Origin of the sequence: Enterococcus sp. BWR-S5, from assembly GCF_016745255.1 — a bacterium.
Classification (GTDB): domain Bacteria; phylum Bacillota; class Bacilli; order Lactobacillales; family Enterococcaceae; genus Enterococcus_L.
Window position 1 is genome coordinate 166,559 of record NZ_JADOEQ010000009.1, and the last position, 10,877, is coordinate 177,435.

General features: G+C 36.7%; 13 protein-coding genes. 7 read left to right on the forward strand and 6 right to left on the reverse strand.

Going from position 1 to position 10,877, the window contains the following annotated elements; all coding sequences use genetic code 11:
- Positions 1–70 precede the first annotated feature (70 nt).
- Positions 71–1,213: a DNA cytosine methyltransferase gene (locus IW510_RS12045; protein ID WP_202059942.1), complete on the forward strand. Its 1,143-nt coding sequence runs from the start codon at positions 71–73 to the stop codon at positions 1,211–1,213.
- A gap of 83 nt (positions 1,214–1,296) precedes the next feature.
- On the opposite strand, the gene IW510_RS12050 is transcribed toward IW510_RS12045, so the two are convergent.
- A complete protein-coding gene (locus IW510_RS12050) occupies positions 1,297–1,704 on the reverse strand; it encodes a helix-turn-helix domain-containing protein (protein ID WP_202059944.1) in 408 nt (135 codons plus the stop codon).
- An 816-nt stretch (positions 1,705–2,520) separates the two neighbouring features.
- On the opposite strand from IW510_RS12050, the gene IW510_RS12055 reads away from it, so the two are divergent.
- The 3 genes from IW510_RS12055 (at position 2,521) to IW510_RS12065 (ending at position 5,494) form a co-directional block, all read left to right on the forward strand.
- The gene (locus IW510_RS12055) at positions 2,521–3,495 is read left to right on the forward strand and encodes a DNA cytosine methyltransferase (RefSeq protein ID WP_202059946.1); all 975 of its coding nucleotides are present in this window, start codon (positions 2,521–2,523) and stop codon (positions 3,493–3,495) included.
- Between the two features lie 253 nt (positions 3,496–3,748).
- The gene (locus IW510_RS12060; protein WP_202059947.1) at positions 3,749–4,015 is read left to right on the forward strand and encodes a hypothetical protein; all 267 of its coding nucleotides are present in this window, start codon (positions 3,749–3,751) and stop codon (positions 4,013–4,015) included.
- Positions 4,016–4,303: 288 nt separating this feature from the next.
- Positions 4,304–5,494, forward strand: coding sequence for a tyrosine-type recombinase/integrase (locus IW510_RS12065; RefSeq protein WP_202059949.1), 1,191 nt, complete (start codon positions 4,304–4,306; stop codon positions 5,492–5,494).
- Positions 5,495–5,581: 87 nt separating this feature from the next.
- Here the strand turns inward: IW510_RS12065 and rpsI are convergent, their stop codons facing one another.
- Both rpsI and rplM read right to left on the reverse strand, forming a co-directional pair.
- Positions 5,582–5,974 (reverse strand): 30S ribosomal protein S9, encoded by a 393-nt coding sequence (gene rpsI / locus IW510_RS12070; RefSeq protein ID WP_086348639.1) that lies wholly within the window; start codon positions 5,972–5,974, stop codon positions 5,582–5,584.
- Between the two features lie 13 nt (positions 5,975–5,987).
- Entirely contained in the window at positions 5,988–6,416 is a 429-nt protein-coding gene (gene rplM, locus IW510_RS12075) for a 50S ribosomal protein L13 (RefSeq protein ID WP_236674733.1), read from the reverse strand.
- A 247-nt stretch (positions 6,417–6,663) separates the two neighbouring features.
- Here rplM and IW510_RS12080 point away from each other — a divergent pair, with 247 nt between their 5' ends.
- The gene (locus IW510_RS12080; RefSeq protein WP_202059953.1) at positions 6,664–7,206 is read left to right on the forward strand and encodes an AlkZ-related protein; all 543 of its coding nucleotides are present in this window, start codon (positions 6,664–6,666) and stop codon (positions 7,204–7,206) included.
- Positions 7,207–7,287: 81 nt separating this feature from the next.
- Here the strand turns inward: IW510_RS12080 and IW510_RS12085 are convergent, their stop codons facing one another.
- From IW510_RS12085 to IW510_RS12095, 3 genes are all read right to left on the reverse strand, one after another.
- Positions 7,288–7,515 (reverse strand): hypothetical protein, encoded by a 228-nt coding sequence (locus IW510_RS12085; protein ID WP_202059955.1) that lies wholly within the window; start codon positions 7,513–7,515, stop codon positions 7,288–7,290.
- Between the two features lie 210 nt (positions 7,516–7,725).
- Positions 7,726–8,142 carry a DUF3788 family protein gene (locus IW510_RS12090; protein ID WP_202059957.1) on the reverse strand — a complete coding sequence of 139 codons (417 nt, stop codon included), beginning with the start codon at positions 8,140–8,142 and terminating at the stop codon, positions 7,726–7,728.
- Between the two features lie 15 nt (positions 8,143–8,157).
- Complete coding sequence (locus tag IW510_RS12095) at positions 8,158–8,721, reverse strand: GNAT family N-acetyltransferase (RefSeq protein ID WP_202059989.1); 564 nt, start codon at positions 8,719–8,721, stop codon at positions 8,158–8,160.
- Between the two features lie 150 nt (positions 8,722–8,871).
- Here IW510_RS12095 and IW510_RS12100 point away from each other — a divergent pair, with 150 nt between their 5' ends.
- Together IW510_RS12100 and IW510_RS12105 are read left to right on the forward strand one after the other, a co-directional pair.
- A complete protein-coding gene (locus IW510_RS12100; protein ID WP_202059959.1) occupies positions 8,872–9,834 on the forward strand; it encodes an N-acetylmuramoyl-L-alanine amidase in 963 nt (320 codons plus the stop codon).
- A gap of 94 nt (positions 9,835–9,928) precedes the next feature.
- Entirely contained in the window at positions 9,929–10,858 is a 930-nt protein-coding gene (locus IW510_RS12105) for a tyrosine-type recombinase/integrase (RefSeq protein ID WP_202059961.1), read from the forward strand.
- Positions 10,859–10,877: the final 19 nt, after the last annotated feature.

Consider the following 10,877-nt stretch of genomic DNA (forward strand, 5'->3'; position numbering starts at 1 on the left):
CCTTTGATTACGGTATAATATAATAATAGGCATATGCTAAAACTTATGTTCGTATATAAGGAGGACGACAATGATATTCAATACAGGAGAGCTGTTTGCGGGACCCGGTGGCGGTGCCTACGCAGCAATGACCTCAAGATTTGTAGATGAACATGATGAAGAATGGGGCTTCGAACATGCTTGGGCTAACGAATATGACCCCGATACTGTTGAAACATATAAGCTAAATATATTACAGGATCCAAATGCAACATCTGTTTATTGTAAAGATGTTAGAAGTTTTGATTTGCATGATCGAAATGTTTTAGGAGATATTGATGCTTTGATTTTTGGTTTTCCATGTAATGATTATTCATTAGTTGGGGAACAAAAAGGACTAGATGGAAGTTACGGACCGCTATATCAATATGGTGTAGAAGCACTTCGTGAGTTTCAACCCAGTGTCTTTATTGCAGAAAATGTTGGTGGTCTTTCATCTGCGAATGAAGGTGAGGCATTTATTCAAATAGTGCGTGAATTACAAGAAACAGGTTATACACTTACACCTCATTTTTATAAATTTGAGCAGTATGGTGTCCCTCAAGCACGCCATCGTATTATTATTGTTGGCATCAGGAATGATTTAGCACAAGCAGGGATTGAGTTTAAAGTACCTGCACCTACTACACCTTATCCTGATCAATATATGACCTCATCTGAAGCTATCTTGGAACCTCCAATACCAAACGATGCATTCAATCATGAATTAACCAATCATAATCCTAGAACCGTTAATATGCTTTCTTATATACCAGAAGGTGGGAATGCATGGGTGGAAGATATTCCTGAAGAATATCGCCTAAATGTTAAAGGTGCCAAATTGAGTAATATATACAAAAGACTAAATAGAAATACACCTTCGTATACAGTAACAGGCTCTGGTGGTGGTGGAACTCATATGTATCACTGGACTGAGAATAGAGCATTAACAAATCGGGAACGTGCTCGTCTTCAAACTTTTCCAGATCATTATCACTTCCAAGGTGGGAAAGAAAGCGTTCGAAAGCAAATTGGAATGGCTATTCCACCCGAAGGTTTGAGACATATTATGATGGCCGTTTTAAGGACATTTGCAGGAATTGATTATGACTTTGTCGAGCCTACGCAAAAATTACAACCAGCTATTTTACTTCAAGAAGATGGAGAAGTTGTAGCTAACCTAGTTAGGATATAAATGTTGGTGTTTCTAAAGAACCATATAATAGATTTTAAAGCTTTATTGAATATACTTCATAAAATGAAAAAGGTAGCAACTCGCTACCTTTTTTTGTTGTTAAATTTTCGAGAACTTATAAGAATTTTCATCATTTCTATCAATTGGAAACGTTCTTTTTCATTTAGAACCCAATACCCTTTAATTAAATCTGACAATTGTTCTGTTTCCACATTTTTATCCACATCTTCAAAATTGGAGATGTTTTGGGCCTGTTCTAATGCTAAAACTTTTAACTCATCCTCAGTGTTCTCAGTGGAATCAATTAATTCTTCCGTTTGTAAATCTAAAATAGATGAAAGCTTCCCTAGATGTTTTTTATTCGGCACAAATTTTCCTTGTTCCCATCCCGCTAGCGTTGTCGGCGGGCATCCCACCTCTTTGGCAAGCCCCTTTTGCGAATACCCTTTTCTCTTCCTAGCATTTTTTATATTTACAGCAAACTGCTTCATAACATACCCCCGCATTGAATCTAATAATTCAAGAATATAACAATAAAAGAAGTGAAGCAACTTTCTTTTTCTTACTAATTTGGTAAGTAAGCAGATAAGTTAAAAAATATTTCAACGTTTCCTTGAAAATATATTTTTTTGGGTAACTTAATACTTAAAAGCTTGATGCAACAACAATACCTCTATCATTAAATGACGATTATTGCGATGACAAAAAAGATAGGCAGATAATCTAGAAAGTTTTCATATAAAGATCAAAAGCAAGAAGTATAAGGATTTGAACGATTTATTGCCTACTACAATTGTCTAAAGATTGAAAATGGCTTAGTAGCAAGCTGAAATTGAGTAGTGAGAATTAGTATTAAGGTATAGGGATGTTCATATTAAGTAAGTGTTCCAATGAATTAGGGTTTGATTTGTAGAAAAGAATTTAAAAATAAAAAATTGTTCTATGAAATAATTGAAAATGCATCTGTACGGATAAATAAGAATAATTTCTATAAATGAACAGTAGACAGAATAAGTATTATACAGAGGTGTATATGAGCTAAAAAATAATTGTGTGAAAGTTATTGTAACGAAGATGATTGAATTAGTATGGTCTAAAATGGAAGAGAAAACATATTTGTAAGTATAGACAAGTCTTATATTGTAGCTATTTTTTTTAGAAAAATGAAATCAGTGTAAAAATGACGGAGAAGGGCGTTTTTTATGGTGTATACTGTAAATGTGATCACGAGAAAGACGTTAACGAAAATCAGAATAAGTAGAAAAATAAGTTTAAACTTAATAAAACCATATGTAGGAGCATGAAAAATGAAAATAGTAGAGCTATGTTCAGGTATTGGCGGTTTAGGTCTTCCATTTCTTGAAGAGGGATTTGATTTAGAGTTGGCGGTGGATTTTGATAAAGAGTGCATAAAGAGCTATAAAGCAAATATATCAGAGAAGGTTATGTGCGCCTCTATAAGAGCAGCAATGAAAGAAATACCTACACATGATATATTGCTAGCTTCAACACCTTGCCAAAGTTGGTCATTAGCAGGTAAACTCGAAGGTTTTTATGATGACAGAGGGCTTGTGTTTTTTGATGTTTTAGATGTCATTCGTGTTAGACAGCCTAAAGTTATCCTTTTAGAAAATGTGGCAAGCCTCATAGATCATGATAATGGAGAATCGTTTAGGCATATGCTGCAATGCTTAAATGTATTTGGTTATAGTACATCCTATCAAGTTTTAGATAGTCAGGACTTTGGAGTGCCGCAACGACGAAAGAGAGTATTTATTGTTTGCTTTCATAAGAAGTATTTCAAGAATATCCCCTTCCAATTTCCAAAAGGAGAAAAATTAACTATTACTTTACAGGATATTCTGGACGAGGAGGTGGAGAGCAACTATTTTTTGACTGAAGAAGTGAAACAATATGTGTTGGATGTCCCAAGTAACAAAAATGGTGATCTATCCAAAGTGCCAATCAATCAAAAGGTTGCTAAAACACTACTCACATCTTCAGGTACGCACAACAAATGCACTAAAAATAATTATGTTACAGATGATAAAAATGCAATCGATCCTAAAAAAAGTAATCTTAGGCGCTTAACGCCGAGTGAATGTTTAAAATTACAGGGATTTGATGCGGAAAATTGGAAATACGTTGTTTCGGATACTCAGTTGTACAAGCAAACTGGGAATGCTGTAACCGTCAGTGTGTCACGTGCACTTGCAAAGAGTATAAAAAAATATATTGAAAAAAATTTTTTAAGAAAACAACTATATTCAAACAAGATATGAGCATAAATGGAACTCAGGAATAGTACAAAAAGGCTTTCTAACAGACTTAAGCGATTTAAAGACATTTACATTAACTAACTGGCAAATGTGCTTAAAGAGATTTTTAGAGGCATTTAGTAACATCAAATGATGCTAGGTCATGAAGAGTAGATCTTCAACGCAATAAGGAAAGTTGTATTTAGAGATGAAACAAAATTGAAACAAAAAAATTAAATTATTTAGGAGTAAAAATAGGTAAGGGAGTGTTGAATAAATGTTATTTAGCAAGGAATTTGAACAAAAGCTATTAGAGGAGTCACAAGTAATTTTTGAAAAAATGTTGAATTTAGCAGAACAATCCGTAGAGAAACCTGAATTCATTCAACAGAAAGATGTCCCAAAATATTTTGGTGGAATTAGCATAAATACGGTTCTTAGTTTCGAAACTAAAGGATTAAAACGTTGTGAGCCCATTTCAGGAGGAAAAATTTACTACCACAGGAAAGAATTGGAACGATTTATGCTTGACCACCAAAAATAGATAATTAAGTTCAGTCAAGATTTAAGAGGAGAATTTTATGGAAAGTACAAAAAAAAGCCCACATGAGCGACCAACTCTAATATGTAGGCAGATATGTTAGAGAGAATACATTTAGAAAAGTGTATTCTTTCAGGTACTTTCATTCTAAGTGAAAATATTGTTAATAGCAAGTCTCCTTTAACTCTTACAAAGATAACAAAAAAATTAATGCAGACAACTAGAGAACGAGGACGGTACAATCATAATGTAGTTTTTTTGATGTGCCTTCTCAATAAAGGAGAAAATAGAATGGCAATTAAAAAATTAGCAGATGATAAATATAAAATTAATGTTTACATGGGAGCCAATGCTTCACGTTTTGTACAATATGCGTCTACAAAACAAGAGGCAGAAATTATTGAAGCAGAAGCAAAATTAGCAAAAAAGAAAGGAGAAGTAAAACAGAAGACTAAATCATATACTTTTGAAGAAGTGTACCAGATGTGGTGGAGTAATGATTATACAGTTTATAGGCATCATGAAGAAATCACGTTAGACCGAACAAAAGATTTGTTTAGGTTACACATACTTCCTCAAATAGGGCACATGCAAATGAATAAAATTACTATTGATTTTGCTGAAAAATTACAATTCAGTTGGGCCTTTGGTGACAAAAAAAGAAATATCTCTCCATATTCAGGCTATAAAAAGTTAATATCGTATACAAAACAAGTCATGCGTTATGCTGAAAGAAAAGAAATTGTAAAGAGAAATCCGTTTGAGCTACTTCAGTTACCTATAAATGCAGAGTTCAAAAAACAAGCAGAACAACGTAGGAAAGAAAAATTCTATTCTAAAGAAACTATTAAACAATCTTTACACTTTATGCGCAAACATTATGGACTACAAGAATATACCTTACTTGCACTTACCTATTCTATTGGAGCAGGAAAAGGTGAGATTTATCCATTAATTTGGAAAGATATAGATTTTGATAATATGACGATCCAATTAGAACACAAACTAATCAAAAATAAAAAAACAGGGATTCGTACCAGAATTCAAGGTTCAAAGAATAAGCATAGGCTGAGAGATATTCCTATCTCCCCCGAACTTGTTGCATTGTTAAAAGAGTGGAAAATGGAACAGTTTAGGCAACTACAAGAAGTAGGTATTTTTCAGTCAAATGAACAATTCTTATTTACTTACACTACTCAGAAGGGACTAATTAACCAACCCCTACATCCTGACTATTTAAATAATAAATTAGATAGGTTGGAATTAAAATATGGGGTACCTCACATTATGCCTCATGGATTACGTCATACGTATATCAGTGACTTAATTAATAGTGACATCAGTGAATCGATTGTTCAGTCATTAGTTGGGCACGTTGAGGGCTCCAACGTAACAAGAAAGAGTTACACTCATTATGATCCAGAAAAACAAAAAGATGCTCTAAGAAGATTGAATGAAGAGCGTCGAAGTATTGGATTATGAAAACTCGTAACCAAAGTCGTAACCAAAATAAAAAAGACACTTTCCAACCTAAGTGGAAAGTGTCCAAAACCCTTGGTGTAACAAGGATTAACGTTTTGAAAATTGTGAAGCTTTACGAGCTTTCTTAAGACCTGGTTTTTTACGTTCAACCATACGTGCGTCACGAGTAAGTAACCCAGCGCGTTTTAGTGCTGAACGGAAATCAGGATCTACTTGCAGCAATGCACGAGCGATTCCGTGACGGATAGCTCCTGATTGTCCTGCATAACCACCACCGTTAACGTTAACTAAAACATCGTAAGCGCCTTTTGTTTCAGTTACGCCAAATGGTTGGTTGATCACTTCACGCAAGTCAGCGTGTGGGATATATTCTTCAACATCTTTTTTGTTTACAGTAATTTTACCAGTACCTGGTACTAAGCGTACACGGGCAACTGCATTTTTACGACGGCCAGTGCCGATATATTGTACTTGAGCCAATGAACTTTCCTCCTTAAATTAGGTTTGTGATATCTAAAACTTCTGGTTGTTGTGCAGCATGTGGATGCTCAGCTTCACCATATACGTTCAATTTAGTAAATTGTTTACGGCCTAAAGTGTTTTTAGGAAGCATACCTTTTACAGAATTTTCGATTAGACGACGAGAGTTTTTCTCACGCAGTTCACCAGCAGTAACAGATTTCAAACCACCTGGGTATTGGCTGTGACGGTAGTAAATCTTGTCAGTAGCTTTTTTACCAGTCAATTTCACTTTGTCAGCATTGATTACAATTACAAAATCTCCAGTATCCACATGTGGTGTGAATGTTGGTTTATTTTTTCCACGTAGTACAGATGCTACAACTGTTGAAAGGCGTCCCAAAGGAACATCAGTTGCATCTACTACGTACCATTTACGTTCTACTTCGCCAGCTTTGGCCATATATGTTGTACGCACGTTTCTTTCCTCCAATTTTCGATTCGATGTTTGACTTACACTTGAGTTTCCGGGGCTCTTGTGGGGCAAACAATACCATTTAACATAATACCCTCTATCACGCATAAAGTCAATGATTTTCAAGGCTTTTTCTTTACTTTTCATGAAATTATTTTCAGCCTATTTATTACAGCCATCAGATTTTCTGATTCTGCGTTCATGATATAATCAATCAAAAAGGAGGATTGTTGGAATGACTGACAAAACACTAAAGGACTACCTGACTCATTATGGCGTATTGACCTGCAACTCTACACCCATAATGCCTAATATTACTGATTTAGGCTTCCACTGGTCAGATGTTACGAGCTTGATTGATACACACGAGCTATTTTACTGTAAATCCTACAAAAATCGGACGACATACCTGTCTCCCGAAGCGTATTACCTTATGAAACAATGCAAGCAGCAAAAAACGATGTCCAAGGAAGCGGCACAAATTTATCGACTGCTGGAAAAAAATGACATGGAGACAAACGAGCTGAAGACGTTCTCCTTTATGAAGCAAGATGAATATAAAAAAGCCTTTGATTTTCTTTTAAAGGAGCGCTATGTCACTGCTATTCAAAATGGCCGCATTCTCAACCCAAACTGGTCGACATTTGTTTATACTACTGCTGAAAAATGGGAAGCACACACGCCGCAGCCAATGCTTTCTTCGGAGCCAATTGAGAGACTTACGACTTTACTGAGCGTGTTTATGACAGAAAAAGAAATCCAGCGTTTTTTGAAATAGAAACTAACTTGCCTCAGCACACTAAAAAAGGATGCGAAGTTAAAAACAGCTCCCGCATCCTTTTATAACGAAAAAATTCATTTATTTATACGACTTGATTGTATCTTTCAAATCTGCCAACTCATCTTTAAGGGTATATTTTAGCTCTTGTCCTTCGTCACGCATGGTTTCAACGGCTGTGATGACGTCGTTTTTCACTTCACATAGCGCATTTCTGATTTCCAGCAACCCTACACTGGCCATCCCCAAGACACAAATGATTCCCACACTCCACAATATGACTGTCGCTGCTTTTGATAATCGTTTCATTTGTCATCCCTCCAACTCACCTTCTATACTCCTTATTCTATAGAAGAACGCCACGCTTTACATCGTGCCTGAGTCTGAAAATAACCACGAACTTTCTCCAACCAAGGTCTCATTCTGCTTTTCCCTATCGTTAGTAAGAAAAACAACAGGAGATTGAATAAAAAACCTTGAAAACAGGAAACAGCACACCCCTGATTTCAAGATTCTTTCTTATAGTAATCGATACTGAATCAGCTGCAGGGCATCAGCCAATATCTCTTTCCCATCGATATCAAAAACCAACCATTTCCCGCCGTTGAGAAACTCGTACTTTTCATAGGCTTGCTGGATTCGTTCATCCATGGTCACTACCAACGCCTCAATCTCCGACTGATACTGCTGATTCGCAACGATCAATACTTGAAACTTTCCTGACTGTGGATAAACTGTACACAGATTCTTGCCTCTCTTTTTGAACTTCATATTCCAGCCAGGAATCGAGCAACGACTATGTTCCAGCTTAGGCTTCGCACCAATGACTTCTGTCAATTCGTGAAAAAGCGTTTTCCACTCCGCCGTATCGATATACACACCAACATCTTCAATTTCCGGTTGCTGCTCTCTGGAAAAGGTATCATTCCACTCCATTTTTTCAGCCTCCCATCACTTATTCATTTCTTCCCAGTCTCTACTTGTCATCCCTTTGATGACATCCGTCACTATTTTCCCTTTATTAATCCGTGCATTGGGCTGGACGCCTTCTTCCTTCATCCCCAGCTTGTCCATCACTTTTCCTGAGTTTGGATTATCTATATCGTATTTAGCAAATATTCGAACAAGATTCAGCTTTTCAAACCCTAGCTGAACAAGCACTTTTCCTGCCTCAGCAACGATTCCCTGTCCCCAATAGGCCTTGTTCAAGGTATAGCCGATTTCCGCAACTCGATTCACCTCATCAACACGTAAATCAATTGAGCCAATCATTTTTCCATTTTCCTTCAGCTCAATTCCATATTTGCCTAAAGGCTCTTTTATAAAGTAGCTGGCAATCGCCGCCTCTGTATCCGCGAGTTTATAATGAACAGGAAAAACATAAGTTGCTGTTTCCCCATCTGACGCATAGTCAAACATATCCTCCGCATCGGCCAATGTTACCGGTCGCAAGTGCAGACGCTCTGTTTCTAAATACTGATTTTTTGCCAATATCAAACTGTAGTTAATCATCATTTCCATCTACTTCACCTACTTTTTATTTTACTTTAACGAACCATCAGACAAACTTCAACCCAAAATGAAGCATTTATTTTTTATTTAAGTCGTTTTTAAGCTTGGGTTTGTATCTTTAGAACATCAAAAAGAATGATGGGGATAGAATGTATGAGGAGTAAAAAACGAAAAACAAGACGGCTACTATTCTTGTTTATTATTATTTTGGGCACAAGTACTGGCTTTTATTATTTTAAATTACGCGCACCTATTTCAGGAAGCAACGATACAACAAAGGAAACTACGCCAGTCGATCAAACCGCATTGACCGTCGCCGCTGCCGATGAAGCAGATGAGAATGAATCGCTAGCTGTTACAGCCGTTCAAATCGGTGAAGAGGATATCCCTTTATACAGCCAGCCCGATGCCGACAGCACAGAGCTGATCACGGTGACACGTGGTGAATATGTTGAATATATTGATGAGAGCTATGATTGGTATCATGTAGTGGTGAATGGAGAATACGAAGGCTATGTATCTAGCTTATATAGTGCCCTTGTAGAGATAGAGGAGCCTGTGACACCAACCTCACTGGAAAAGACGGTTGTCGTCTTGAACCCCGGTCATGGCGGAGAGGATACCGGCGCCCTCAGCAACGACTATTACTACTACGAAAAGAATATCACTCTGGCAACGGCTCAAGTGATTCAGGAAACATTGGAAGCAGCGGGCTGTACCGTCATCCTTACCAGAGAATCGGATGTAACAGAAACGTTGGATGATATCTGTGAAGACAGCATTAGCAATCAAGCGGATTTCTTTTTCAGCCTCCATTATGACTCTACAGACTATATGAACGATGCTTCCGGCACAACGACCTATTACTATTATGAAAAATACGCGGAATTAGCGGAAACCATCAATCAGTCGCTAGCGTACACGTTACCACTGGAAAATCGTGGTGTAGAGGTTGGGAATTTTCAAGTCTTGCGTCAAAATACTCGCCCGGCGTTGCTCCTTGAGCTTGGGTACATGAACAACGATTACGACTTGGCAACCTTCGTTACGGAATACTATCAGCAGCAGGTTGCTGATGCATTATTAGAGGGGATTACGGAGTATATTGGTTCTTAGTTATCCAGAACTAGACATCTTCATAAACATGCATATAGCTTCTCCATATCTTTTTATTATACTTATCAATAAAAAGATATGGAGGATTTTCATTTTGAAGCAATGGATTTCAGATTTTCTAAATTACAAAAAGAACTACCACAACTTATCTTCTAGAACTATAAAGGCGTATCATTCAGACCTTAGTTTATTAGCTGACTACTGTTTAAATCAAGAAGTTGCATTTCCAGAGGGGATTATTCTTTTTATCAATAAATTGAATCAAGAAGACCAATTAAAAATTTCCTCACTCAAGCGAAAATTGATTACTTATCGGATGTTTTATAAATACTTGACTAGTAATGAGCTTATTCCTAGAAATCAACAGTTTGAAGACACTCGAATCAGCTACCCAAAACAAAAAAAGATGCCTAAAACCCTACGAATTAGCGAAATCAATCATCTATTATCTACGATGTATACTCGTGTCCAAAGTAATGCAATCAGTGCTTATCAAAGAAAAAACTGTACTCGGGATATTGCTCTTTTAGAACTGCTCATTTCAACAGGCATTCGTATTAGTGAAGCAAGCAATATCAACCTCAATGATTACAATCTATCTGACAATTCTCTTTTAATTCATGGAAAAAACAGTAAAGAACGCCTGATTTACCTCTCCAGCACAGAAACAAAGCAAGCGATCAGCAGCTATCTGAACATCAGGAAAGATTATCGTCCTGTTGACCACAGCCTATTCATCAACAAATATGGCACGCGTCTCTCTATTTATGGAATTGAAGACATCTTTTCAAAATACTTAAAAATAGCAAATATCGAAACCACAGCAACCCCGCATTACCTAAGACATACCTTTGCGACAGAACTATTGAATAATGGTGCAAACATTAGGGAAGTGCAGGAGTTGCTGGGGCATTCCAGCATCGTTACCACTCAAATCTATACCGAAGTCTCCATGGAACGAAAACGCCATGTATTAAATACCTATAATTATAGAAATTCTATGATTATAAAAACCTCCAAATAACTACAAATTATTTGGAGGT

What these genes read in the sequence shown, in the direction of transcription:
- IW510_RS12065 (WP_202059949.1), top strand. Translation starts at nt 4,304, where the DNA reads ATGGCAATTAAAAAATTAGCAGATGATAAATATAAAATTAATGTTTAC.
- IW510_RS12060 (WP_202059947.1), top strand. Translation starts at nt 3,749, where the DNA reads ATGTTATTTAGCAAGGAATTTGAACAAAAGCTATTAGAGGAGTCACAA.
- rplM (WP_236674733.1), bottom strand. Translation starts at nt 6,416, where the DNA reads ATGGCCAAAGCTGGCGAAGTAGAACGTAAATGGTACGTAGTAGATGCA.
- IW510_RS12100 (WP_202059959.1), top strand. Translation starts at nt 8,872, where the DNA reads ATGAGGAGTAAAAAACGAAAAACAAGACGGCTACTATTCTTGTTTATT.
- IW510_RS12085 (WP_202059955.1), bottom strand. Translation starts at nt 7,515, where the DNA reads ATGAAACGATTATCAAAAGCAGCGACAGTCATATTGTGGAGTGTGGGA.
- IW510_RS12080 (WP_202059953.1), top strand. Translation starts at nt 6,664, where the DNA reads ATGACTGACAAAACACTAAAGGACTACCTGACTCATTATGGCGTATTG.
- IW510_RS12090 (WP_202059957.1), bottom strand. Translation starts at nt 8,142, where the DNA reads ATGGAGTGGAATGATACCTTTTCCAGAGAGCAGCAACCGGAAATTGAA.
- IW510_RS12050 (WP_202059944.1), bottom strand. Translation starts at nt 1,704, where the DNA reads ATGAAGCAGTTTGCTGTAAATATAAAAAATGCTAGGAAGAGAAAAGGG.
- IW510_RS12055 (WP_202059946.1), top strand. Translation starts at nt 2,521, where the DNA reads ATGAAAATAGTAGAGCTATGTTCAGGTATTGGCGGTTTAGGTCTTCCA.
- IW510_RS12095 (WP_202059989.1), bottom strand. Translation starts at nt 8,721, where the DNA reads ATGATGATTAACTACAGTTTGATATTGGCAAAAAATCAGTATTTAGAA.
- IW510_RS12045 (WP_202059942.1), top strand. Translation starts at nt 71, where the DNA reads ATGATATTCAATACAGGAGAGCTGTTTGCGGGACCCGGTGGCGGTGCC.